Origin of the sequence: Salinibius halmophilus, from assembly GCF_003577475.1 — a bacterium.
GTDB lineage: Bacteria > Pseudomonadota > Gammaproteobacteria > Pseudomonadales > Natronospirillaceae > Salinibius > Salinibius halmophilus.
On record NZ_QPEP01000003.1, the window covers coordinates 196648 to 222433 of the forward strand.

Genomic DNA, 25786 nt, shown 5'->3' on the forward strand with positions numbered 1-25786 from the left:
TTAATCTGCTAGCAGTGAAGGAGAAATTGCATGAAACTTGCCCTGCATAGCCGACTAGCGCTGATAACGCTAGCGCCCGCGTTTATCATTATCGTTCTGATAACGACTATTTTAACCAGTCAACAAGTGGCAGACACTGGCAAGGAAGTGCAAGCCGAAGCAGCTCGCTACACCCAACAATTTGCCAAATTGCTGCAATATGCTGGGCAGCAGCAATATGCTGGCGAACCGTTCAGTTGGCAAACCGACAACCAGAGTTTTTTCGATTTACTGCACTCTTTTTATGCCAATGACCGGGCACGATCGATCGTGTTATACCAACCCAATGGAGACATTGCCCGCCGCTTGGGCAACACAGGTGATGGCAATATTCTACCGCCACTCGATCAGCTACAAGCGAACCAGCAATCATTAATCGACAACCAGTTCGCTGCCCGCTATAGAATTACCCTTGAGCCAGGGGAAGTTCATGCAGGCTGGGTAGAGATCACTTTCGATTTTTCTGACACCCGCATTGATGCCTACAGCACCATTATGATTAACAGTGGCTTCACCATCGTCGCGTTGATCATTCTGTACTTTTTGGTCATTGCAGTGGCTCGCAGTGCGGCGGAACCGATTCGGCGAATTGTTGAAGCCACACAGTACATTCGCGAGGGCGAGTACGATACACGCCTCGAGACCACTAGCTCATCCAATGAACTGCGTGACTTAGAATATACCATTAACCATCTGGTCGCAGAGCTGCAAGCTGCGCGCGATGAAATGCAGCAGAGCATCGACGTCGCCACGCAAGATTTAAAAACATCACTAGAAGGGTTTGAACGCCAAAACATCAAACTAGAACAATCGCTAAAAGAGGCTGAAAATGGCGCCAAGCTGAAAACCCGCTTCCTCGCCAATATGAGCCATGAAATGCGCACGCCACTGAATGCCATTCATGGCTTAACTCAGCTAATGGTTAAGTCGAACTTGCCTAAGAAAGAGCAAGAGCGCATGCAAACCGTTTTGGCATCGGCCGACTGGCTACTGACGCTAATTAACGACTTGCTCGACTTTTCGAAAATTGAAGCGCGCAAACTTGAGCTTGAAAAGCGCGAGTTTGTGCTGCGCGATGCGCTTGAGTCGGTGATGTCGATGCTAGCACCGCAGGCCCATCAAAAACGTATCGACCTAGCCCTAATGGTGTTTGAGGAAGTTCCGCATCATATTGTTGGTGACGAAGTACGCCTTAAACAGGTAGTTACCAATTTGGTTAGCAATGCTATTAAGTTTACCGAGAAGGGCTCAGTGGTGGTGCGTGTGATGCTCGAAGAGGAGCTTGAAGATATTTGGCGCCTAATGGTTAGTGTTACCGACACGGGCAAGGGTATGAGCAAGGAGCAGTGCAAAAAGCTGTTCTCCTCCTACGAGCAAGGCGCAAGCGATGTGACTCGCCTGCACGGTGGCACTGGCTTGGGGTTGAGTATTAGTCGCAAGCTCGTTGAGTTAATGGGCGGCGATGTGAGTGTTGAATCAGAAATTGGCCGCGGCTCGGTTTTTAAACTGACCATTCAAGCAGGCAAAACTGGCACGCTAGTGGAAAACACCGTGCTGCGTGATGCTTGGGTATGCGAAAGCAATGAGTTGCGCGATAACGCCCTAGTCAATGTGCTGCGCTATAGTGGTTTTGCCGTCAATCGAGCTGCTACCTGCGCCGAAACACCAGAGGGTGAACCACTATTTTTAGGGGTCGATAATCCCAATGAGCTGCCTTGGCAGCGTCTCATTCATTTAAGCCAAACGCGCCAACTAACTGTGGTACTACCTTGGCACCACGAATCAGCCGTTGAGCAATTAATTAATCAAGGCATTAATACCCTAGTGCATCCTGTGATGAGCCGAGACCTGTTAACGCGCCGCACTGAATCGAAAAAACCACAACTAGAGCAAGTGCCAACCGTACTGGCTGTAGATGACCACCCAGCTAACTTATTCTTGCTTAAAGAGTTACTGGCTGAAGCACCAATACGAATGCTAACCGCCAACAGTGGCCATGCCGCCATCGACTTAGTCACGCGCGAACCAGTTGATATGATTTTAATGGATATTCGCATGCCGGAAATGGATGGGGTAGAAACCATGCAGCGCATTCGCCAAATGCCACAGTATGCCAAGATTCCAATTATTGCAGTCACCGCCCATGCTATGGCGGATGAGCGGCGTCGGTTATTGGATCAAGGTATGGACGACTATATTTCCAAGCCAATTAATATCAACAACCTTGAGCAAGTACTACAGAGCCGGCTTGAAATGAAAGAGCTACCGGAGGACAGTGTGGTCGAGCAACAGGCAGGCAGCAATCAAACAGAACTAGATTTTGATGCCACACTTGCCGTGCGTCGATCGGGTGGCAAAGCACATTTAGCCGAGCATATGATGGATGACTTTTTGGCGGCACTACCAGATATGATTAGCCAAATAGAAACCAGTGCACCCGCTAGCGAGGACAGGCTAGATGCTGTACACAAGTTGCATGGGGCCAGTAAATTATGTGGTTTACCTCGCCTAAGTAAGGCACTGCAACAGTGTGAAGAGGCATTAAAGTCCGGTGTTGACGAACTCGATAGTTTGGCCGACGTAATGGCTGCCATCGAGGCCGTCAGCCAGATTAATAAGTCAGATTGGCAAGCGCATCTTATTGCTGCAGCAACACGGTAGCGGTAACGAACTGTGCCGACACACAGTAGCTCACTAACCACTGACCACCACCGTGGCGCTGATACCGCACGTCAGCGCCACCTTCTAGGCATACTGAAACCGGTTCCGTTAATTCGACAGAAATATCCCGGTAACTTACGCCTTGACCAATTTTGGTATGAAGGGCTTTGGCTAGTCCTTCTTTGATCGCTTGCATCGTCGCTAAATAGACAACCGGATGACGGTGAGTTTGCCAAATATTAAGTTCCTGTGGCGTGAGCATTCGGCGCACTAGGCTTTCGCCATTACGATCAAACGCGCTTTGCACAACAGACAACTCTTCTAAGTGCACCCCCATACCTTGAATCATCGCTTCATCAGCTCCTTAATATCGGTAACCGCTTGGGCTAAGCCACTAAATACAGCACGGCCTATAATCGCATGGCCGATATTTAGCTCATTTAACTCGGCAATTTGCACAATTGGCGCTAGATTGTGGTAGCCCAAACCATGACCGGCGTTAACAATTAAGCCAAGCGCATGAGCGTGGGTCGCTGCTTGCTGTAATGCAACCAGTTCATGCTCGCGTTCTTGCTCAGACTCGGCATCTGCATAACGACCTGTATGCAGCTCAATGGCCGGTGCACCCGCGGCTTTGGCGGCATCAATTTGGGCGATATCAGGGTCGATAAACAAAGAAACTTCACTGCCAACACCTGTCAGCGCCTCACAAGCCTTGGTAATGCGCGCTAGGTTGCCAAGCACATCCAAGCCACCTTCGGTGGTCACCTCTTCACGCTTTTCTGGTACCAGGCAGATATTGGCTGGCTTCACCTTGCTGGCGATCGCGATCATCTCATCGGTGACCGCCATTTCTAAATTCATACGGGTCTGTAAGGTTTGCGCCAGCAAATAGACATCACGATCCGTAATATGGCGGCGGTCTTCACGCAAATGCACTGTAATACTGTCAGCACCGGCTTGCTCGGCAATAAACGCCGCTTGCACAGGGTCTGGATACTGGGTACCACGGGCGTTACGCACTGTGGCGACATGGTCAATATTAACGCCTAAAAGTAGCGGTTTCACTGCATTGACTCCAAGATATTTCGTTGTTTTTCAATAAATGGGCGCACCGCAACGGGCAAACTAGCAATAAAGGTTTGCTGCCAGTTACTCGACTCCGCCGTTCCGAGTGCGAGCGCTTGCTGATATAGCTGTTGTTCAAATGGATGCCACAATTCCTGCCACGGCTGGTGCTGCATGGCGACGAGCAGCTCACCATAACTGGCTGCCAAGTTACTCGGCTCACCCTCAGCTAATAATAGCCGTAAACAATCATTGCAGTACTGGGCAAACAGCATGTTGGCCGACACCGGCCACAGTGTTGCACCACTGGCACGCACATTTATTAACTGCTCACCTTGAAACTGCAAAGAAAAAGGCTGAAAGGGCAGCACTGACTGCAACAAAGATGGCCAGCTAAATAAGCGAATAACGCCAAAATCATTGGTTAGCCAAGCACTCTGCATGCGTTCTGCTGCCACAGTGCGCTTAGCTAACAACCAGCCTGCTTGATTAGTCGGCGTCGTAGCCGAGCGAGCGTAAGGCACGCTCATCGTCGGACCAACCTCGTTTCGTTTTCACCCATAAGTTGAGCATCACCTTGTGACCAAAAAGCCTTTCCATGTCTTTACGGGCTTCACTGCCAATCAGCTTGATACGACTACCTTTATCGCCGATTACGATGCGTTTCTGACCATCGCGCTCTACAAGAATTAGGGCATGAATATGAAGGATATCGTTTTCGACGGCAAACCGTTCAATTTCCACTGCCACCGAATACGGCACTTCATCACCGAGTTGGCGCATGATTTTCTCACGCACAATTTCGGCTGACAAAAAGCGCTCACTGCGGTCAGTTAACTGATCTTCTGGAAACCAAAATGGTCCTTCTGGCATGGCACCAGTTATTTCCTCGGCCAACTCATCGCGGTTGTGCCCATGTAGGGCGGAAACCGGCAAAATCTTGGCAAATTCAAACTTACTGGTAAGACTCTCGATATGTGGCAGCAGCTCGGTTTTATCTTTTACTTTATCGATCTTGTTGATCACTAACCAAATCGGCCGATTTACTTTTTTAAGCTTATCCAACACTGCTTCGTCGTCGGGTGTCCACGCAAGGCTGTCGACCATGAACAAGATGACATCAACATCACGCACGGCACTTTCTGCCGCCTTATTCATGTATCGATTGATCGCCTTCTCTTGGTTTTGGTGCATACCCGGTGTGTCAACAAAAATGACCTGTCGCGCCCCTTCGGTTAACACACCCATTACCTGGTGTCGTGTTGTTTGTGGGCGGCGCGAGGTAATCGAGATTTTTTCGCCAATTAGGTGGTTCATCAATGTTGACTTACCAACATTGGGGCGGCCTACCAAGGCAACGATGCCTGCATACGTTTCAGTCATCAATAATTCCTAGCTGCTCTAACAGCGCTAACGCAGATTTTTGCTCTGCCAATTTTCTTGAACTTCCTACTGCAATGCTCTCACTGCCATCTTCTAACCGACATTGCACAGTAAACTCCTGACAATGTGGCTCACCAGTGATGCTAATCACCTCATATTCTGGCAATGCTAAGCGCTTACCCTGCAAATATTCCTGTAAGCGGGTTTTATTATCTTTGCGAACATCTTCAAGCGTTAGTTCACGCAGGCGGCTTTCATACCATTCTAATGTTTTAGCCTCAGCGACGACCAAGTCGGCATCTAGACTAATGGCGCCAATAATTGCCTCGACGGCATCGGCAAGGATCGACTCACGACGAAAGCCACCGCTCTTAAGCTCACCACTGCCTAAACGTAAATAATCACCAAGCTCAAACTCACGAGCGATCTCTGCCAATGTTTTGCCTTTTACCATAGATGCACGCAAGCGAGACATTTGCCCCTCACGTGCTTTTGGAAAACGCTGGTAGAGATCTCTCGCAACCGCCATGTTTAGAATGGCGTCGCCCAAAAATTCTAGGCGCTCATTGTTTTTTGCCCCAACGCTTCGGTGCGTTAGGGCTTGCTCAAGAAATTCGGGATTTTGGAAGTGATAGTTGATTCGTTTTTGTAGCTGTTTGATGCTGGCCATCAATTAGGATTCCAGTTATAGGTCTTACTAAAACTTACCACGGCATCGATATTGTAAATAATGTGCGTTTGCACTGTGTATTCAACAATGATTTGTTCGCCGTCAAACTTAGTCACGTCTTTTAAGTCGATGTTGTCTAAGTTATTGATCTGCATTCGGCGCTGAATACGGGTAAGCAACTCATTTTTACCAAAGTCTTCAGCATAAGATTCTTCGATCACATCTTCAAAAAAGCCATTCAGGTAAAACTGATCGGCATAGATGGGCATAAACTTAACAAAAAGTAGGCCCGCAAACGACGCCAGAGCAATCCAGAATGCAATGGCATATAGTGAGAATCCGCGCTGTTTAGACATAGTAGTTTCCTTAATTATTCAATCGCGCCAACACGATGGAACTGCGGTAATGAGAAGAACGATGGCCAGTACATCCACTTAAACTCTGCTCGACCAGCAATCATGGTTTCGTCAACAAAACCCCAATAACGCGAATCTAGCGATGCATCACGGTTGTCACCCATGGCAAAGTATTTGCCTTGTGGTACGGTCACACCACGGCTTAGCTGGCGAAGATTGGCATCGAATACAGAAATACCGGTGAAGGCCGACGTTGTACCTGGGTTGATAAAGATATCATGATCTACGTCACCTAACTGCTCGCGATAACGCAGCACATTCGCCGACTGCTCGCGGCCGTCTTCGCGGGTCATCGTGAGCGTTTCACTGCCACCTGGCACGAGTTCACGCACCACGCGCTCGCCATTAACGAACAATTGTTTGCTTTGATAATCGTATCTAACGGTGTCGCCTGGCACAGCCACAACGCGTTTAATGTAGCGCGATGCATCGTGCGGTGGCGTAAAGACAATAACATCCCCACGCTCAGGGTCGGCAATATCGAATAGCTCGTAATTCAGCACTGGCAAGTAGATGCCATAACTAAATCTCGACACAACCAGATAGTCACCTTCAATCAAGGTTGGGCGCATCGATGCTGATGGAATTTTGAACGGTTCAAACACCCATGAGCGAATGAGCAAAACGATAAAGATAATTAGGAAATAATCTCGACCCCAAGACAGCATTTTGCCACCATACTTAGCGGCCTGCTGGATTTGCTCATTACCCGTTGTAGCAGCAAGTTTTGCTCTTGGTTTTGCTAAGACTAAAAAGTCTAACAAACGAACCAAGCCCAAAATAATGGTTGCTACAACGAGCGTCAGTGTTAGGTCGTTGCCCTCTCTAATGCCGGTAAACACGGCCAGTACCAACAATACAATGACCGCCCAACCGATTCCCTCGAGCCATTTTGGTTCTTGCAGTTTTGCCAACGCTTGCTCGTGGCTTTGTTCTCCCGCTAAGGCTAGCGACGCTTTTGTAATTCTTTGCCAAGCAAAAAATAGGGTAGCGCCCAACCAAAAAGCCAATAGTGCTAACAGCACCATTGTGTAAATCACCGAGGGAATACCTAACATTAATTGTCCACCTTGAGTACTGCAAGGAATGCGCTTTGTGGAATTTCCACATTGCCAACTTGCTTCATCCGTTTTTTACCTTCTTTCTGTTTCTGTAAGAGTTTTTTCTTACGAGAAACGTCACCACCATAACATTTCGCCGTTACGTTTTTACGTAACGCCTTAACCGTGGTGCGGGCAATGACTTGATTGCCCATCGCCGCTTGAATGGCGACATCGAACATTTGTCTTGGCACCAGCTCTTTCATCTTTTCACAAACCGCTCGGCCACGACGCATCACATGATCACGGTGCATAATTAATGCTAGCGCATCAACTCGATCACCGTTCACCAAAATATCTAGTCTGGTAAGGTTCGACTTTTCGAAACGCTCAAAGCTAAATTCAAGCGAACCAAACCCCTTCGATGTCGACTTCAAGCGATCAAAGAAGTCCAGTACTACCTCTGCCATAGGGATATCGTACACAAGCTGAACTTGTGAGCCGGTGTACTGCATATCTACCTGCATACCACGCTTTTCAATACACAGGGTAATCACATTACCAAGGAATTCTTGTGGCACTAAAATGCTACAACGAGCAATCGGTTCACGGAACTCTTCAATGTTTTGAGTTGGTGGCAATTTTGATGGGTTTTCCACATAGACCGTCTCGCCATTGGTTTGCACGATCTCATACACTACCGTTGGCGCAGTGGTAATCAGGTCTAGATCGTATTCACGTTCTAGGCGCTCTTGAATGATCTCCATGTGCAGCATGCCAAGGAAACCAATACGGAAACCAAAACCCAATGCATCTGAGGTTTCTGGCTCAAACTGCAATGAGGCATCGTTTAGGCTTAACTTGTCGAGCGCTTCCCGGAAGTCCTCATAGTCATCACTCGAGGTAGGGAACATGCCGGCATACACCTGAGGCTTAACCCGCGTGAAGCCTGGGATACGGTCGACATCAGGGGTTTTTGCATGGGTAATCGTATCACCCACAGGCGCGCCGTGAATGTCTTTAATACCCGCCACAACAAAGCCTACCTCACCAGCGCGCAACACATCTTTCTCGGTGCGTTTTGGTGTAAAGATGCCAATCGAATCAGCATTCCAGGTTTTACCGGTCGACTTGATTAGAATTTTGTCACGCTTGTTCAACACGCCTTCTTTAATGCGAACCAAGGATACCACCCCAAGATATGGGTCGAACCAAGAGTCCATGATCAAGGCTTGCAGGGGCTTGTCGTAATCACCAACCGGTGGCGGTACGCGTTTCACCAGCAGCTCCAGTACATCTTCAACACCTAAGCCGGTTTTCGCAGAGCACGACACCGCTTCACTGGTATCTAAACCAATGATCTCTTCAATCTCTTCTTTTACTTTGTCTGGGTCCGCTTGCGGCAAATCGATCTTGTTCAATACAGGGAGTACTTCAAGATCTTGCTCGATGGCTGTGTAGCAGTTAGCAACCGATTGCGCCTCTACCCCCTGTGCCGCATCGACCACTAGCAATGCACCCTCACAGGCTGCTAGCGAGCGCGATACTTCGTAAGAAAAGTCTACGTGCCCTGGGGTATCAATAAAGTTAAGTTGGTAAGTTTTGCCATCACGGGCGGTGTAGTTTAGCGACACGCTCTGCGCTTTGATGGTAATACCACGCTCACGCTCAATATCCATTGAGTCAAGCACCTGATCGGCCATCTCACGATCGGTAAGCCCCTCACACACCTGAATAAAACGGTCAGCCAAGGTCGACTTACCATGGTCGATATGGGCAATAATTGAAAAATTTCGAATATGAGAAAGATCGCTCACAGAACCACTACTCGTTACCACAAAATGGATCGCGAGTTTAACGAATTCCAAGCCAATTGACTATTGTCGAACACGTGAACAGACAAGATATCGACAAAAATTGCGAAAAGGCAATCATCCACAAGGCGGCGGGCTAGTAGTTACGTTGGTCGCTAGCCCGCCGTGGTAATCGCTATTATGGGCGAATGGCAACAAACATCGCTCGACCTTGGCGCACAACACGCATAGCAAACGGTTTGTCACGATCAATGTCATCCAGCGCCTGCTCTAGCTGGCGTGGCGTCGACACTGATTGACCCGCAACATTGGTAATAATGTCACCGGGCATCACACCGGCTCGACGGGCCTGACCGTCACCAACTTGCGTGACAAGCACACCGTTTTCCCCTTGCAGCTGATCCGACTCTTCATCAGTCAGAGCGCGCACAGCAATAGCAAGACGATTAGATTCTGGTTCTGTGGTGGTTACCGACGCACGCGTCATGTCGGCACGCTCACCCAATACCACATCCAGGCGAATACGCTTACCGTCACGGACAATGCCCACTTCTACTTCATCGCCTGGCTGTTTTAAACCAACGAGTGGCGCTAAGTCTGAGTAGCGACGAATTGGGTTGCCGTCGAATGAAAGAATGACATCACCTTGTTGAATACCAGCCGCTTCGGCAGCCGTACCAGGGTAAACCTTAGCAATCAGCGCACCTTCAGGGCGATCTAGGCCAAGAATCTCAGCCAAAATTGGGCCGTCGCGTGAGTCATTGAGTTTTTCATCCATGGCAACCCCTAGGTAACCACGTTCAACCCCACCATCTTTAAGCTGGGCGACAATGCTTTCAGCCAGGTTACTTGGAATCGCAAATGACAAGCCCATAAAACCGCCATCTCGGGTAAAGATCTGGCTATTGATACCAATCACTTCGCCGTCTAGGTTAAAGAGCGGGCCGCCTGAGTTACCAGGGTTAATGGCAACATCCGTTTGAATAAACGGCACATAGTTGTCGTTTGGCAGGGCTCGACCTTTGGCCGAAACAATACCCGCCGTTACAGAATATTCAAACCCATATGGTGAGCCAATTGCCAACACCCACTCGCCCACTTTTAAGTCCTCTGAATCACCAAATTCTACTGGCTCAGGTAAATCACGCTCTTCAAGCTTTAACAAGGCCAAGTCGGTTTGGGCATCGGTACCCACCACTTCGGCCATTAATTCGCGACCATCGGTGAGGCGCACTGACACCTGATCAGCGCCATCAATCACGTGATTATTGGTTAGTACATAACCGTCGTCGGAGATCAAGAACCCTGAACCGAGTGAGTTACGAGGCTGAGGGGTTGGTGAGCGATATTGTGGAAAACTATCGCCAAAAAAATCGCGAAATATCTGTGGTATTTGTTGCTGAGTGCCTACTTGGGCTTCAGCCGTGGCAGTGATTTTCACCACTGCTGGGGATAGCTCTTCAACCAACTCGGTGAAATCGGGCAAATTAGCTTTTGAAGCAGTGGCCAAAAAGCTAATCACCACAACTACCAGCACTTTCGATAAGCGCATCACTTTCATTGCAATTCTCCTATTCCAATAAACAGTGCAACTACTACTCGATAATACGTGGGTGCATGTCCGATTGACTCAACCATCTTTGCCCTAATTGGCGCACAATTGTTAAGCCCGCAGTCAGGCTCACAATAGCTGCTAGCATTTGCACCAGCTCTGAAGCGCCCAACATGTTCAAACCGCCCACCACAACGAGCAATAACAGCATAGGAATACCGTACATCGTCCAGGCTGAACGCAGCATGGCGGATTCAGGAATTGCGACGGTGACAAAATCGCCAATATTTGGTTTTGGTTCAGCTTGCACAAATATTTGCGTCGCACGTTCTTGACGCTCACCATCGGTCAGCTTTGCCATTGCATGCTGACCACAGCCAGACTTTGCTTTACAAGATTCACAGGCACTGGTACGCAGCGTTTTCAGCCAAACACCATCGCCTTCATGAGCGACGACTTGCGCAGATTCTGTTAACATAATGGTCATCTCCAACTGACTCGTATCAGGATTATCGCCGAGCGCGCTTCAAGATGCTATTCAGCTTCCTATAATACGAGGTTAACTTTGGTTAAGGACTCTCCTCATGCTAGATCAGCAAGTCTATGACGTACTTGTTTTGGGCAGCGGCGCCGCTGGCCTCACTCTTGCTTTAAACCTGCCTGAACATTATCAGGTAGCAGTAGTAACCAAAGACCACCCTGGCGCCGGGGCTTCCGCTTGGGCACAAGGCGGGGTTGCGGCCGTACTCGATGAAGACGACACCGTAGAAGCCCACGTTGACGACACACTCAATGCTGGTGCGGGGTTGTGCAACAAAGAATCCGTGGAGCGAATTGTAACCGCTGGCACAGAGGCCATGCACTGGCTAATAGAACAAGGCGTTCCTTTTACCAAAACCGACGGCACGGCATTTCACCTAACCCGAGAAGGTGGCCATTCAGTTCGCCGGGTGCTACATGCCGCTGACGCAACCGGTGCGGCCATTATTAAAACGCTCATCCAGCGTGTCGCCCAGCGGCAGAACATCAAAATAATCGACCAACACATTGGCGTCGACCTCATTACCACGCGCAAGTTAGGTGAGCGCCACAATCGCTGTATTGGCGCCTATTTGTTAAACCGTGAAACCGAAACCGTATCAGCCATTCGCGCTCGCCAAGTTGTCTTGGCAACCGGTGGTGCCAGTAAAGTTTACCTTTATACCTCCAACCCAGATGGCGCATCTGGCGATGGCATTGCCATGGGCTGGCGAGCCGGCTGTCGAGTCGCCAATATGGAGTTTAATCAGTTTCATCCAACCTGTTTGTATCACCCACTAGCTAAGTCGGCACTGATATCAGAAGCGGTGCGCGGTGAGGGGGGCATTTTAACGCTGCCAAATGGCGAGCGCTTTATGGACAAGTTTGATGATCGCGCCGAACTTGCGCCGCGTGACATTGTTGCTAGAGCCATTGACCACGAAATGAAGCGCTTAGGTGCCGATTGTTTGTATCTAGACATTCGCCACAAGGGCAAAGACTTTATCGAGTCGCACTTCCCTACGATTCGCAACACCTGTTTGCAGTTTGGCATTGACATCACCGAAGCTCCGATTCCAGTCGTACCAGCAGCACACTATACCTGCGGTGGGTTAGTGGTCGACGAACATGGCCAAACCGACATCGACGGCTTGTATGCCATTGGCGAGTGCAGCCACACCGGTTTGCATGGTGCTAACCGGCTAGCTTCCAACTCATTGCTTGAGTGTTTTGTGTATGGCATCAAAGCGGCACGCCATATTGCCAACAACCCACTGGAACATAGTGAAACCCGTATCCCCGAGTGGGATGCTAGCTTAGTGACCAACTCAGATGAAGATGTGGTGATTGCCCACAACTGGGACGAACTTCGCCGCTTTATGTGGGACTACGTTGGCATTGTTCGGTCAACAAAACGTCTTCAGCGGGCCAAACATCGTGTGCAATTACTGAAAGAAGAAATCGATGAGTATTACAGCAACTACCGCATCTCAAATAATCTGCTTGAACTGCGCAACTTGGTCGTTGTAGCAGAGCTGATTATTGAATCGGCGATGCGGCGTAAAGAGTCTCGCGGCTTACACTACTCGATTGACTATCCAGAAAAGCGCCGAACCATCAAAGATACGATCCTACTACCAGAATCACGGTTCTAACACGCCGTGTTTCACCCAAATCGACAGCCTGCGCCATTGCTCTTCGCTCAGGCTGTCGCGCCAATAGCGCCACCAGTAAGGTCGTTTCCCAACTTTCAGGGAAATATAGAGCACACCCCACCGAGAGCGCCTTAAATCAACCGGCTGCCAAGCTTGTTGGCGAAACACATATGTTTGATCTTTGCTGATACGCAGTGGCAGCGGCTTAAACACGGCCTGCCACCCCCACCAAGTAAGCGCCAGCAACCAAAACAGTAGCCGAATGGGCCAGGGCGCAAACCACCCCACCACAAACGCAATCAGCACAACGCCCCCAGCAAACCAGGGTTTTAGCTTTGAAGGTTGCGGCCAGACCTCAAGCGTCATACTTTTTAGCAGTACGCCCGTGCCAAGCACGCACAATATTTAATATATGCAACGCATCCGGGTGTTCTGGGGCGCCTTTGCCTAAAAACCAGTCGAACAGAGTTTGGTCTTCTTCGCGCAGTAGTGTTACGTAAAGCTTCTTGTCGGTGTCCGATAACTCATCGTAGCCACCCTCTTGCAAAAATGGCACTAGAATCAAATCCAGTTCTTGCATACCGCGACGGCTTTGCCAAAAAATGCGGTTGCGAATCTCATTTTCATTCATTACTACACTACCTTAATCAGTCAAACCACTATCGTTGCACAATGTATTACGTCAACACCTTGTGCATGGGGCCTTGTGCCCCCATTGTATAGAAAAACACATAGATTGGGATAGCGACCTTATGTTGATCGACCGCCAACCAAACTGTCGAACACTTCAACTCACTGGCGATGGGGTTGAGGCCTTACTGCATGGACAAACCACTTGCGAAGTTCGCAACCTATCCGAGTCACAAGGCGTAATAGGAGCACTTTGTAATCCTAAAGGGCGCATGATCAGTCAGTTCTTGATTCATAAGCAAGGCGACACTTGGTTCTTAACCATGCACGAAAGCCTTTATGACATCACGCTCGCCCGCCTTAAAAAGTACGGCGTTTTCTATAAGGTCGATTTTGGTGAGTTTGAATCTGGCCACAGCGATATTTACTTCGCGCAACTGGACAACATTGCTCTCCCACCAGGGCAACAATGGCAAATGGCGTCATTAAATGGTCAGGCAGCGATGCAAATTGATCAAGCCGGAAAACTTTGGCGTGTTTTCGGTGCAATCGAGCTTGCTGGTGAAGAAACTAATCTCACAGGTGCCTGGCTAGAAGCTGGCATTGCCCTGTTGACGCTAGAAGAAACAGAAACCTTATTGCCACAAGCGCTGGGTATGGCAGACATTGCCGGCATCGACTTTAAAAAGGGCTGCTACACAGGGCAAGAAATTGTTGCTCGTGTGCACTACAAAGGCAAAGTAAAACACCAGCTGGCACGCTTTAGTGCTGAGCAACCGGTTTTAGAAAACGCCGACATCGTCGATGATCTCGGAAAACAAATAGGCAAGGTATTTCGCAGCGCCACACTACAATCGAAGCATTGGGTGCTAGGCTTAATTGCAGAGACGGATGCAATTTCTTTTTCTGCCGATGCTATCGCGATGACGCGACAGACAGATCGTTTTCATTAAGGCTAACACCATGACCGATTTAGTAAACACTATCCGCCAAGAAATATTTGCGGCCATTGATCGAGATGACTTAACCCTGCCAACGCTGCCAGAGATTGCCCTGCGCGTGCGAGACATTGCTCAAGATGCAGACGCAAGCATCGGTGATTTAACCAAGGTAATCAGTCAAGACGCTGCCCTTTCTGCACGGATTGTGCGGGTGACCAATAGCCCATTACTGCGCGCTGCCACCGAAATCCGCGATCTCAACATGGCGGTATCTCGTTTGGGCATGAACTACACGGCCAATCTAGCCATTGGCCTTGCAATGGAGCAACTATTCCAAGCGACATCATCTGTGATCGATCGTCGTATGCGTGATATTTGGCAAAAAACGTCAAAAGTTGCTGCCGCTGCCAATGCCATAGCTCGCAATTATGATGAGGTAACCCCAGACGAAGCTACATTAGCAGGGTTAATGCACAACATAGGGGCTCTGCCTATCCTCACTTTTGCCGAAGAACGACCTGATTTAATCAGTGATGGCATCTCGTTAAATCGCGCCATTGATGCGTTGCAGGGCGAACTTGGACAAAAAATTCTTCAGCATTGGGAGTTCCCAGAGATTTTATGTCAGGTTCCACTTGGCTATACGGATTTAAATCGCGGCCCGGGAAATCCGATCGCCGATGTTGTACAAGTGGCTTGCTTGATAGTTGATCAGCTCGTGCAAGGGCCAATGATGCAAGCGGACTGGAGCACGGTGAGTGCATTTGAGCGAGTAAACCTAGCGGCCGACGATACCGTAAAGATTACCGAAATATCCGAGTTAGCCGAAAATGGCGAGCAACTGCTAGGTTAGTTGCTCTAACTGGGTGATGATCTCGAGCGCTTGGCGAGTATTATCACCACAAATACTTTCTTCGGCGATAAACTGACTACAAACGGCTGGCCGCTCAGGCTGGCCGAATATTTTGCATAAGTTGTTGTCATCTAGCTGCACACAGCGCATACCGGCTGGTTTACCATTTGGCATGCCTGGAATTGGACTTGAGATTGACGGCGCGATACAGCATGCTCCGCAGCCAGAACGACATTGCATAAGAGAGATTCCAAATGTTACATCACGAAAGTTATGGCAAAGGCCAGCCAGTTGTTATTTTACACGGGTTATTTGGCGCTGGCGAAAACTGGCGTGGTACTGCAAGCAAATTATCAGGCTGGCAAACTCTAGCCCCAGACCTCCCCTCACACGGCCGCTCTGATGCTTTACCCACGTGGAGCCATGATCGAGCCGCTAGCTCGATTTTGAAATGGGCTGACAAACAAGGACTAGACAAGTTTCCATTAGTGGGTCATTCGCTTGGCGGTAAGGTTGCAATGAAGATCGCCGACATCGCAGCTGATCGAATTAGCAACCTAATTATCGCTGATATTGCACCAATCGCTTACCCTCCGCATCACAAACATATTTTCGAGGCCCTAGCAGGCATTGACTTACAGGCTTTAGAAAATCGCCGCCAAGCCGAACAGCAATTAGAACAAGGTGGTGTAACAATGAAAATGGTGCGCCAATTCTTGCTAAAAAGTCTTTACCGAGATGATGAAAACTTCGCTTGGCGATTCGATGTGCCAGGACTAAAAGCCAATCAACAAGCAATTTCGGGTGCACCAAGCCTAACGCAACAGTTTGGCGGCCCTACCACCTTAATTTATGGCGCTGATTCAACTTACATCGATCAGGATGGCTTAAAAGCGCTACACAAATACTATCCGCAAGCTGAGATGGAATGCATTGAAAACGCCGGCCACTGGCTACATGTTGAACAACCCCAAGCCTTCGTAAACACCTTGCTGGCAGCATTAGCGCGAGGTTAAAACTCGCGCTCGGCGTGCGCTTTGAGGGTTTCAAGAATGGCTTCCAACTCTGCACGCCCCGCTTTAGTAAGCAAATAGGGGTTGCGACCAGCGCCTTTCCAATGTTTCGCCTCAATGGCAAGAATTTGCAGGCGCACTTGCTCAAGAAACTCACTATGGTGCACAGCCACCGACAGAAAGCCCGACCACTCAAGGTCGTTTGCCTTGCCAGCGAGCACGCGCTCGATAAACCGCTCAAATGCTTGCTGATCGCGACGGTGCCAAGGCTTAGCAAACTTTGCTAAGCCCACACCCGCACCGAGTACGACGATAATGGTGGCAAGAATTGTTACAATGATACCAGCCATCAAGCACCCATTTCTTTGGCAAGCTTGGCTTGCAAGGCTTTATCGTCGTTATTTAGCTGCCAGCCTTGCAGGTTCAGCTCAATCAAGTCTGCTAATGCATCAATATGACCGTCGGTAGCGTTCAAGGCAGGAATGTAGTGGAATGTCTCACCGCCAGCTTGCTCAAAATATTCCCGGTTTTCGCCTTCAATTTCTTCTAGCGTCTCTAAGCAATCCGCTGCAAAACCTGGGCAGAAGACATCAATAGATTTTACCCCTTGGCCAGGCAAAGCCTTCATTGTGGCATCGGTGTAGGGCTCTAACCATTTGGCTTTACCAAACCGTGATTGGAAGGTGGTCATGACTTGCGCTTTATCGAGCCCTAGGCGCTCAGTTAGCAAACGCGATGTTTTGTAACATTCACAGTGGTAGGGGTCACCAAGCTTTAGGTTACGCTCTGGCAAACCATGGTAAGACAACACCAGCTTCTCGCCTCGACCATGCTGCTGCCAATGCGCTTCAATATGCTTAGCCATTGCCTCAATATAGGGTGGAAAGTCGTGGTAGTGCGAGATAAAACGCATATCTGGCAGCCACCGACGCTTTTGCAAGTCTTGGCTCAGTTTATCGAATACCGTAGCCGTGGTAGCTGCCGAGTATTGTGGATACAAGGGTAGCACTAGTAGCTTTTTGACGCCCTGCGCGAGCATTTGCTCCACGGTATCAGGAATCGACGGATTACCATAACGCATGGCAAGCTTAACGTTCAACTGGCCGAAGCGCTGCTGCAATGCTTGCTGCTGAGCCTTGCTGTAGACCATTAATGGCGAGCCTTCGTCCATCCAAACTTCTTGGTAGTTGGCGGCTGAGCGCTTCGGACGTACACGTAAAATAATGCCATGCAGAATCAACAGCCACAGCAATCGAGGAATCTCCACTACTCGCGGATCCGCCAAAAACTCAGCTAAATAACGGCGAACTGACGGTGTTGTTGGTGCTTCTGGTGTACCTAAATTGACGATCAGCAAACCTATATGGTCATGCTCTCCGTGTTGGTAATTGGTGCGACCCTGATACTTCATTTTATGCCCTTCTTGTCACTTCCATAACAAGTACGTGAACTGGAGAACATAGTTTACCGTGCAATGACCTTTAACTAAACGATATATGGTGCAGGTGGGACCACGGCACGACCTTGAATCATATCAACCGATAACTCGCGACAGATGGGTACTAGCGCTTGGTTTTGCAACTGCGACACCATGACTTTCATGCCAGCATTATGAGCCATACTTACAATGTACCTCAACAACACCGCCTGATCGTCGTGTTTTACCACCTCTTCAATATAGCCAGCGTCCATTTTTACATAGCTAACGTTTAAGTTTTGCCAGTAGCGCAACGACTGCATACTTGAACCAAAGCGATCAATGGCCACACTTACCCCCAAACTAGACACCTGTTCGACAAACTGGCGGGCTTTTTGAGGATGGCGCACAATGACTTCTTCACCAATTTCGAGCACAATTTCGCGCTCAGCTAGTTGCTCAGCAAAGCCTGCCAACCAGGCTACAAACGAATCACTAAGAAGGGTGCGAGCCGAAATATTAATACCAAATGCTGTCGCAAGCGTGAGCTCGCTTAACAACGCGCGTTCAACAACCGCTCGGTCTAGCTGCTCGGATAAATCATACCGATCGGCAAGGGAAAACAGGGCCGCCACATCCACATGTTGTGACAAATTAAAACGAGCGAAAATTTCCGCATACGTAGTGCCTGAGTCTGATAACTCAGCGGCATACTGTACATCCAAACTCACTGATTTAGTCGAAATCAGGTCTTCTATCACCTCTTTCCATGAACTATAGTTCTCATAGATTGGCAAACGTCCTTCAATCATCAGTGGTGCATGGGGCGACACTCGCCTCTCCATTAACCGAGCATCGAGCGCCATCAATATATTTTTACTGGCCATCGACGGCTCACACCGCGCTGCAGCCATAATAAATGTCACTGGCTGAGCACCGGAAATGTTTTGCAGCTGCTGGGTCAACAAATCAATGCTATCTTCATCGATCAATTCGATATTATCTATTGCCACCGCAAACTCGGCACCAGATAGGCGGAACACACTGACGCCGTCAAAATAGTGCTGCAGGCACTGCGCCACCTCGACTAATAACTCGTCGCCTTCTCGGTGACCCAACTCATGATTGACTTTTTCTAATCCGTCGGCTCGGATTAACAAAATCCAATGGCTTGTATAGTGCTCGTGGAAGTTCTGAAAGCTCGCATCAAATGCTTTGCGATTCTTCAAACGCGTTAAATCATCAATAAATAGTGAGTTCTGTAACTGCTCAGCAAAATCCGATTGCTCGTTAATGGTGCGTGTAATCGCATCAATCATATGATTGAGCGCCTTTTGCAACAGCGAAAACTCTTTGGTGAATGAACGGAACTCAAACCGTTGGAAGCGCTTACCAACTATAGCGTTGGCCATGGCAATAACGGAACGCAAGGGTGACAACATTGCATGAGCAATCAACGCAAAGGCAAGCAAAGCAATGAGCAAACACAGCAGGTATATTTGCATCGTAGTGATTAGCAATTCAGTCAATTGCGCAGATGCAACAACAGTCCCTCCAGTAACCGTAATTTGCCAGTTCCCAGATTGAACTGGCACAGCCGCCCTATATTCGGGAGACGGCAGCTGCCAGAACGTGTCCCAAATATTTGCCACATAAGGCTCGCCAACCAAAGCGATCGTTTCATCACCGTTTGCAAGCTCAATTCGATCGATAAAAAAGTTAAGCTGCTCACCCAAGATCACTTGTAACTGATCTAAGCTTGCCTGACTCTGCAACAAGCTTTTAGCCAATCGGCCTGTATTGTTCACTTGAGCACTTTGGTTCTCGATTAGAAAACTGCGCTGCTGTTCAATGTATAAAAACGATACAACCCCAAAGCATAGGGTCACGATCAGCCAAATGGACAGATAGAGTTGAGTTTTAAGAGAAAGTCCTTGCCTTACCAACATGAGATTTTTCCATCATTTAGGTAAGGCAAGTGTAGCAGCTACAAAACAACTTAACGGGGAGAAGTAATAACCAGCGCGTTCACCCTGCTCAGCAAGAGCTTTTAACTTCGATATTCCGCGTTAATACGGATGTACTCATGGCTTAAGTCTGTAGTGTAAACGGTTTCTACCACTTCACCACGCCCTAAACTTACATGAATCGTAAAGCGCTCTTGCGCGACGACCGAGCTACCAGCGGCTTCTTCATAGCTATCACACCGTCCACCTGTATCAACAATTTGCACGTTATCTAGCCAAATATTAACGTTAGCCAGGTCTAAATTCTCTACCCCTGCACGCCCAACACAGGCCAGAATCCTGCCCCAGTTTGCGTCGGATGCGGTCAAGGCGGTTTTAACCAAAGGCGAATGGGCAATGGTGTAAGCAACATCGAGCGCTTCTGGCGTAGTCGCCGCACCACTTACTTTGATCGCAACGAACTTAGTTGCCCCTTCACCGTCTAGCACAATGGCATGGGCTAGGTATGTCATGACTTCATTGAAGGCAGCAAAAAACGCAGCCTGCGAGTCATCATTGATCACGACACCCGAGGCACCGGTCGCCATCGCAATGCAGGCATCGTTGGTCGAGGTATCACCATCAACAGTAATACGGTTGAAGCTTGCTTCATTCGCTTGGCTCAGCATTTGCTGCAAGCGAGGCTGAGCAACCTCAGCATCGGTAGCGATATAGGCCAGCATGGTCGCCATATTAGGCTTAATCATGCCCGACCCTTTCGAAATGCCAGTAATCGTGACCAGCTTGCCGTCAATCTCAATCTGCTTACTGATCCCCTTCGGGCGCGTATCTGTGGTCATAATTGCACTGGCAGCGCGATTCCAGTTGTCCGCGCTAAACGCTAGATTGGCGAACGTCGCTGTGATCTTGGCAACAGGTAATGGCTCACCAATTACACCCGTTGAGAACGGCAATACTTGCTCTGGCGACAAACCTAAAGCCGAAGCAAGCGCTGCACAGCTTTGCTGTGCCGCCTCATGACCTTTTTTACCTGTGCCAGCATTGGCATTTCCGGTATTGATTAGCAGCGCTTGTGGGTTTGCTTCACTCGCATGCGCTTTGGCCACTACAACTGGCGCTGCACAAAACGCATTCGCTGTATAAACCCCTGCTACTGAGGTCGCAGGCGATAAGCGCATGACCGTCACATCATCTTTACCTGGTTTTTTCACCCCAGCTTGGGCAATAGCAATCTCTACGCCAGCTACTGGCAGTAACTGGCTAATTGTTTCTGGTCCGACGGCCATGATAGTTCCTTAACTTAATTTACCGTGGCATTGTTTAAACTTCTTACCCGATCCACACGGACATGGATCGTTGCGTCCTACCTTAGGCATGTCTCGGCGAACCGTCTTTGGCTTTTCCTGCTCGGCTGCCGCGTCATTGGATTCATTGATACCCTTGGCTTGATCGTGCTGGAAGCGCATTTGACGAGCAACTTGTTCACGCTTGCGACGCTCTTCCTCTTGCACCTCTTCGGCTGTACGCACTTTAACTGAGCTCAGTACACGAATGGTATCGTGGCGAATCTGCTGCAGCATCTGCTGGAACAGTTCAAACGCTTCACGCTTATACTCTTGCTTAGGGTTCTTTTGAGCGTAACCACGGAAGTGAATACCTTGGCGCAAGAAGTCCATCGCGTACAAGTGTTCTTTCCAGTGCTGATCAAGTACCTGTAGCGTAATCTGCTTTTCAAATCGACGCAGCGCCTCACTACCAACAACTTCTTCTTTTTGCTGGTAGATCTCTTCTAGCAACTCAGTAATTTTATCGACAAAGCGCTCATGACTATACTGTTTGTCTTCGGCGAACCATTTTTGTGCTTCAACTTGAGTCCCAAGCTTTTCTTGGCATGCTTTTTCAAGCCCTTCCAAGTCCCACTGCTCAAACACCGATTGCTCAGGCACGAATTCGCTCACCACGTCGGTTACCACAGCTCGGCGAATGCTCTTAACAAGGTCCTGAACTTCAGTGGCATCCATAATTTCGTTGCGCTGGGCATATACCACGGTGCGCTGGTCATTCGCCACATCATCATACTCAAGGAGCTGCTTACGAATGTCGAAGTTTCGGTTTTCTACTTTGCGCTGCGCTTTTTCTACCGCCCGCGATACCATCTTGGCTTCAATGGGCTCACCACCAGACTTCATGCCCATAGACTCCATCATGCGGCGAATATTGTCGCCCATGAAGATGCGCATAAGCGGATCGTCTAATGACAGGTAGAATCGGCTCGAGCCTGGGTCACCTTGGCGACCAGCACGGCCACGTAGCTGGTTATCAATACGGCGAGATTCATGGCGCTCGGTGCCAATAATGTGCAAACCACCGGCAGCAATGACCGCATCATGGCGCTCTTGCCATTCTGCCTTTGCCTTTTTGACCTGTTCTTCCGTCGGGTTTGGCCCGAGTGCTTCCAAGTCAGCTTCAAATTTACCACCCAGTACAATATCGGTACCACGACCGGCCATGTTGGTGGCAATGGTAATCGCACCCGCTCGACCAGCTTGCGCGATAACATCCGCTTCGCTGGCGTGCTGCTTCGCGTTCAGTACGTTGTGTTTAATTTTGGCTTTTTTCAGCGCCGACGACAGTCTTTCAGATGCTTCCACCGAGGCCGTACCAACGAGTACTGGGCGCCCTGCCGCCACCATGGCTTTTACATCTTCAATAACGGCTGCGTACTTGTCGTCTTCATTGGCATAAACCAAATCGTTCATATCATTACGCGCGATTGGTTTATTGGTTGGAATAACCACCACGTCTAAACCATAAATTTGGTTCAGCTCATACGCCTCGGTATCCGCCGTACCTGTCATGCCCGACAGTTTGTCGTACAAGCGGAAGTAGTTCTGGAAGGTTGTCGATGCCAACGTCTGGTTCTCGCGCTGTGGCTTTAAACCTTCTTTTACTTCAATGGCCTGGTGCAAACCGTCGCCCCAGCGACGTCCAGGCATAGTACGACCAGTGTGTTCATCAACAATAATGACTTCACTGCCTTTAACCAGATAGTCAACGTTGCGCTGAAACAGTGAGTGGGCGCGAATCGCCGCATTCACATGGTGCAACAACTGCAAGTTACTGCCGGCATATAGGCTTTCTTCATCAGGAAGCAGCTTGGCTTCTCGTAGCAAGCCTTCAACCTTTTCATGACCTGATTCGGTCAACTCAATTGTGCGCTGTTTTTCATCAACAGTGTAGTCACCAGGTACATGCTCAACACCTTCTTGCTCAGGCACTTCCCGAGTAAGGAGAGGCATGAGTTTGTTTACCTGCTCATAAAGCGCTGAACTATCTTCAGCTGGCCCTGAAATAATAAGCGGTGTACGCGCTTCGTCGATTAAGATCGAGTCTACCTCATCAACAATCGCAAAAACGTGCCCGCGCTGCATGCGGTCATCACCATTAAATGCCATGTTGTCGCGCAGGTAATCAAAGCCAAACTCATTGTTGGTGCCATAAGTAATGTCGGACTGATAAGCAGCACGCTTCTCGTCCGCCGGCTGCTGCGACACCACAAACCCAACCGTTAAGCCCAAAAACTCATAAAGAGGCCGCATCCACTCAGCATCGCGCTTCGCCAAGTAATCATTGACCGTTACAACATGCACACCGCCACCACTCAGTGCATTTAAATAGGCAGCAAGTGTTGCAACCAAGGTTTTACCCTCACCTGTTTTCATCTCGGCAATTTTACCGTTATGCAAAACAATGCCACCAATTAGCTGGGTGTCAAAGTGGCGCATGCCCATAACACGCTTAGAGGCTTCGCGACAAATCGCGAACGCTTCTGGCAGCACTTTGTCGAGCGAAGCACCGTCTGCGACCTTTTGCTTTAGCTCAGCGGTTTTTTCGGGGAATTGCGCATCACTCAGTTGGGCGATGTTATCTTCGAGAGAATTAATTTGCTGGACAACGCGACGCAGCTTTTTCACTTCACGATCGTTTTTGCTACCAACAATTGACTTAACTAATTGATTTAACATAGATACCTGCTTTTCCGTCACTGCGCAGAAATTGCCCTTACTATACCGAGAAAAATAGAGGCTGTCTTGATGCGCCAAGCCATAAACGGCTTATATTAACCATTATATTGATGGCTAATTTTTTGATTTCAACCAACAGAAAGCAATTAGTGCAACAGAAATGTGACGCGAATCAGTCTTATCGACTAGCACTGCGTTGAATGTAGGTAAGTGGGTCAACACGCTTACCATTGCGGAGGACTTCAAAATGGACATGCGGGCCAGTTGATCGCCCAGTGCTACCCATCAGTGCAACCGGCTGACCCTTGTGGATGACATCGCCAACGTTGACCAATAGTTCTTTTGAATGGGCGTAGCGAGTGACCACACCATTACCATGGTTTAACTCGACTAACAATCCGTAACCTGAGCGTTCGTCGGCGAATGTGACGATACCCGAGGCAACAGCAATGACATTCGAGCCTTCTTTGCCAGCAAAGTCGATCCCAGAATGCCAAGCAATCTTGCCATTGAATGGATCGGTACGATAACCAAAGCGAGAAGATAACCAGCCAGATTCGATCGGACGACCGGCAACAAAAGTAGCGGCCTCAAAATCTCGATTACGAATTAAGCTTTCTAGCAGTTCTAATTGGGTTTGACGGTCGCGTAAGTCAGCCTCCAGCGAGGACAATACATCTACGAATTGAGGGGCAGTAAATTCAGCTAGCTCTTCGGCTTCTGGCCCACCTACAGCAGGATCCGCGCCGAAATTAAACTCATCCGACTCGATATTACTAACCGCCAATAGATGCTCGCCAAGTGCATCTAAACGAGTAATACGGGCTTGAAGCGAGGCGGTGCGCGCCGTCAGCGCATCTAGCTGCAGCTGAGCATCGTTTGCCGAAGCCTGCAAAACAGCCTGCGACTTATTAAGCTCGTCTTGCCATTGCGCAACTAAGTTTTCTAAATCTGCCTCAGAGTATGCGGGCATTTGCTCGCGCTGATAGTTGATCGCCGACTGCCACAACCAATAACCACCAGCGCTCATTGCAGCTCCTAGCACCAAACCAACCACAAGCAACCACAAGCCAGATATCACTCGTGCTTTTGCGCCATGGTTTCGAACTAGAATTAACTGCATAGTTACTCCACTGTTAGTGCAGGCAAATAACTGATTGGGCTCTTTTCGGCATCATCAAAAGTCACGTATTCCCATGCTTCTGGTTTAGCAAGCAAAGCGCGACACAGCAAATTATTGATACCGTGGCCACTTTTTACCCCATTGAACTTGGCAATTAGGCCACTTCCTAGTAAGTATAGATCGCCAATTGCGTCTAAAACTTTATGGCGCACAAACTCATTTTCGTAACGTAGACCTTCTTCGTTGAGCACACGATGCTCATCTAGAGCGATGGCATTACGCACACTCGCCCCTTGAATAAGGTTTTTCTTGCGAAGATTTTCAAAATCACGCATGAATCCGAAAGTACGGGCCCGCGATACTTCACGCATGTAAGCCGTGCTTGAGAAGTCAAACTCGGCGTGCTGACCACCATCGCGGATTACTGGATGATCAAAGTCGATTTGGAAATCCAATTGATAACCATCATATGGCAACAATTCAGCTAACCGATCACCATCTCGGTAGCTAACTTTCTCTTTTACTCGGATAAAGCGTTTGCTTGCTTCCTGCTCAGCAATACCTGCTGACTGCAACAAGAATACAAACGGTCCAGAACTACCATCCATAATTGGTACCTCTGGCGCACTAACTTCTACGCGGATATTGTCGATACCTAAGCCTGCCAATGCCGACATTAGATGTTCAACTGTATCTACACGCTCACCTTCGAACTCTAACGTGGTTGACAACGTTGTGTCCGTAACATTCGCCGCATGGGCCGGAATTTCCACTGGTTTGTCTAAGTCTGTTCTGACAAACACGATACCCGTGTTTGCTGGAGCAGGTTTCAGAGTTAGATAAACCTTTCTTCCTGAGTGAAGTCCTACACCCGTTGCGCGAATAGAGTTCTTTAATGTCCGTTGTTTAAGCATTAAGCCGTACCGATAACCGAGTCACAAAATTGCGCGGGATCATAACAGATTGAGCATTTGACTGACAAAGCCATAAGTGTTTTTTT

The 25786-nt window shown here is 48.9% G+C and carries 25 protein-coding genes; 5 read left to right on the forward strand and 20 right to left on the reverse strand.

All coding sequences use genetic code 11. The features are described 5' to 3' along the window. Positions 1-30 precede the first annotated feature (30 nt). Entirely contained in the window at positions 31-2700 is a 2670-nt protein-coding gene (locus DUW71_RS04295; RefSeq protein ID WP_119394004.1) for a response regulator, read from the forward strand. On the opposite strand, the gene acpS is transcribed toward DUW71_RS04295, so the two are convergent. From acpS to DUW71_RS04345, 10 genes are all read right to left on the reverse strand, one after another. Next, complete coding sequence (gene acpS, locus DUW71_RS04300) at positions 2678-3049, reverse strand: holo-ACP synthase (RefSeq protein WP_119394005.1); 372 nt, start codon at positions 3047-3049, stop codon at positions 2678-2680. The two genes, DUW71_RS04295 and acpS, sit on opposite strands and share 23 nt — an antisense overlap. Then, positions 3046-3768, reverse strand: a complete 723-nt coding sequence (pdxJ, locus tag DUW71_RS04305; protein WP_119394006.1) for a pyridoxine 5'-phosphate synthase — start codon at positions 3766-3768, stop codon at positions 3046-3048. The genes acpS and pdxJ overlap by 4 nt, the downstream gene beginning before the upstream one ends. Beyond that, entirely contained in the window at positions 3765-4298 is a 534-nt protein-coding gene (locus DUW71_RS04310; protein WP_119394007.1) for a hypothetical protein, read from the reverse strand. Before DUW71_RS04310 ends, pdxJ begins: the two co-directional genes overlap by 4 nt. Further along, complete coding sequence (gene era / locus DUW71_RS04315) at positions 4258-5151, reverse strand: GTPase Era (RefSeq protein ID WP_119394008.1); 894 nt, start codon at positions 5149-5151, stop codon at positions 4258-4260. Before era ends, DUW71_RS04310 begins: the two co-directional genes overlap by 41 nt. After that, complete coding sequence (gene rnc / locus DUW71_RS04320) at positions 5144-5821, reverse strand: ribonuclease III (RefSeq protein WP_119394009.1); 678 nt, start codon at positions 5819-5821, stop codon at positions 5144-5146. The genes era and rnc overlap by 8 nt, the downstream gene beginning before the upstream one ends. After that, a complete protein-coding gene (locus tag DUW71_RS04325; protein WP_119394010.1) occupies positions 5821-6177 on the reverse strand; it encodes a DUF4845 domain-containing protein in 357 nt (118 codons plus the stop codon). The genes rnc and DUW71_RS04325 overlap by 1 nt, the downstream gene beginning before the upstream one ends. 14 nt (positions 6178-6191) lie before the next feature. Continuing rightward, positions 6192-7295 (reverse strand): signal peptidase I, encoded by a 1104-nt coding sequence (gene lepB, locus DUW71_RS04330; RefSeq protein ID WP_233546022.1) that lies wholly within the window; start codon positions 7293-7295, stop codon positions 6192-6194. After that, positions 7295-9094, reverse strand: coding sequence for a translation elongation factor 4 (gene lepA, locus DUW71_RS04335; protein ID WP_119394145.1), 1800 nt, complete (start codon positions 9092-9094; stop codon positions 7295-7297). The genes lepB and lepA overlap by 1 nt, the downstream gene beginning before the upstream one ends. 175 nt (positions 9095-9269) lie before the next feature. Further along, on the reverse strand, positions 9270-10652 hold the full coding sequence (locus DUW71_RS04340) for a DegQ family serine endoprotease (protein ID WP_233546023.1): 1383 nt from the start codon (positions 10650-10652) through the stop codon (positions 9270-9272). Positions 10653-10686: 34 nt separating this feature from the next. Next, entirely contained in the window at positions 10687-11121 is a 435-nt protein-coding gene (locus DUW71_RS04345) for a SoxR reducing system RseC family protein (RefSeq protein ID WP_158583868.1), read from the reverse strand. 106 nt (positions 11122-11227) lie between these two features. Here DUW71_RS04345 and nadB point away from each other — a divergent pair, with 106 nt between their 5' ends. Further along, positions 11228-12817: an L-aspartate oxidase gene (nadB, locus tag DUW71_RS04350; RefSeq protein WP_119394012.1), complete on the forward strand. Its 1590-nt coding sequence runs from the start codon at positions 11228-11230 to the stop codon at positions 12815-12817. Here the strand turns inward: nadB and DUW71_RS04355 are convergent. After that, complete coding sequence (locus tag DUW71_RS04355) at positions 12806-13123, reverse strand: hypothetical protein (RefSeq protein ID WP_158583869.1); 318 nt, start codon at positions 13121-13123, stop codon at positions 12806-12808. The genes nadB and DUW71_RS04355 overlap by 12 nt on opposite strands. 49 nt (positions 13124-13172) lie before the next feature. Next, a complete protein-coding gene (locus DUW71_RS04360) occupies positions 13173-13448 on the reverse strand; it encodes an FAD assembly factor SdhE (RefSeq protein ID WP_119394014.1) in 276 nt (91 codons plus the stop codon). A 121-nt stretch (positions 13449-13569) separates the two neighbouring features. On the opposite strand from DUW71_RS04360, the gene ygfZ reads away from it, so the two are divergent. After that, entirely contained in the window at positions 13570-14400 is an 831-nt protein-coding gene (gene ygfZ, locus DUW71_RS04365) for a CAF17-like 4Fe-4S cluster assembly/insertion protein YgfZ (protein WP_119394015.1), read from the forward strand. A 10-nt stretch (positions 14401-14410) separates the two neighbouring features. Further along, positions 14411-15241 (forward strand): HDOD domain-containing protein, encoded by an 831-nt coding sequence (locus DUW71_RS04370; protein ID WP_119394016.1) that lies wholly within the window; start codon positions 14411-14413, stop codon positions 15239-15241. On the opposite strand, the gene DUW71_RS04375 is transcribed toward DUW71_RS04370, so the two are convergent. After that, the gene (locus tag DUW71_RS04375; RefSeq protein ID WP_119394017.1) at positions 15233-15481 is read right to left on the reverse strand and encodes a YkgJ family cysteine cluster protein; all 249 of its coding nucleotides are present in this window, start codon (positions 15479-15481) and stop codon (positions 15233-15235) included. The two genes, DUW71_RS04370 and DUW71_RS04375, sit on opposite strands and share 9 nt — an antisense overlap. Before the next feature lie 14 nt (positions 15482-15495). Between DUW71_RS04375 and DUW71_RS04380 the strand changes: the two genes are divergently transcribed. Then, positions 15496-16257 carry an alpha/beta fold hydrolase gene (locus DUW71_RS04380; protein ID WP_119394018.1) on the forward strand — a complete coding sequence of 254 codons (762 nt, stop codon included), beginning with the start codon at positions 15496-15498 and terminating at the stop codon, positions 16255-16257. Here DUW71_RS04380 and DUW71_RS04385 read toward each other — a convergent pair. The 7 genes from DUW71_RS04385 to lpxC all read right to left on the reverse strand — a co-directional run bounded on the left by DUW71_RS04385 (position 16254) and on the right by lpxC (position 25700). Beyond that, entirely contained in the window at positions 16254-16604 is a 351-nt protein-coding gene (locus DUW71_RS04385) for a hypothetical protein (RefSeq protein WP_119394019.1), read from the reverse strand. The two genes, DUW71_RS04380 and DUW71_RS04385, sit on opposite strands and share 4 nt — an antisense overlap. After that, positions 16604-17665 carry a ferrochelatase gene (hemH, locus tag DUW71_RS04390; protein ID WP_119394020.1) on the reverse strand — a complete coding sequence of 354 codons (1062 nt, stop codon included), beginning with the start codon at positions 17663-17665 and terminating at the stop codon, positions 16604-16606. The genes DUW71_RS04385 and hemH overlap by 1 nt, the downstream gene beginning before the upstream one ends. 74 nt (positions 17666-17739) lie before the next feature. Continuing rightward, positions 17740-19620, reverse strand: coding sequence for an EAL domain-containing protein (locus DUW71_RS04395; protein ID WP_119394021.1), 1881 nt, complete (start codon positions 19618-19620; stop codon positions 17740-17742). 101 nt (positions 19621-19721) lie between these two features. Then, a complete protein-coding gene (argJ, locus tag DUW71_RS04400; protein ID WP_119394022.1) occupies positions 19722-20924 on the reverse strand; it encodes a bifunctional glutamate N-acetyltransferase/amino-acid acetyltransferase ArgJ in 1203 nt (400 codons plus the stop codon). Positions 20925-20933: 9 nt separating this feature from the next. Next, on the reverse strand, positions 20934-23663 hold the full coding sequence (gene secA / locus DUW71_RS04405) for a preprotein translocase subunit SecA (RefSeq protein ID WP_119394023.1): 2730 nt from the start codon (positions 23661-23663) through the stop codon (positions 20934-20936). A 178-nt stretch (positions 23664-23841) separates the two neighbouring features. Continuing rightward, the gene (locus DUW71_RS04410) at positions 23842-24786 is read right to left on the reverse strand and encodes a peptidoglycan DD-metalloendopeptidase family protein (protein WP_119394024.1); all 945 of its coding nucleotides are present in this window, start codon (positions 24784-24786) and stop codon (positions 23842-23844) included. Positions 24787-24788: 2 nt separating this feature from the next. After that, on the reverse strand, positions 24789-25700 hold the full coding sequence (gene lpxC, locus DUW71_RS04415; protein WP_119394025.1) for a UDP-3-O-acyl-N-acetylglucosamine deacetylase: 912 nt from the start codon (positions 25698-25700) through the stop codon (positions 24789-24791). Positions 25701-25786: the final 86 nt, after the last annotated feature.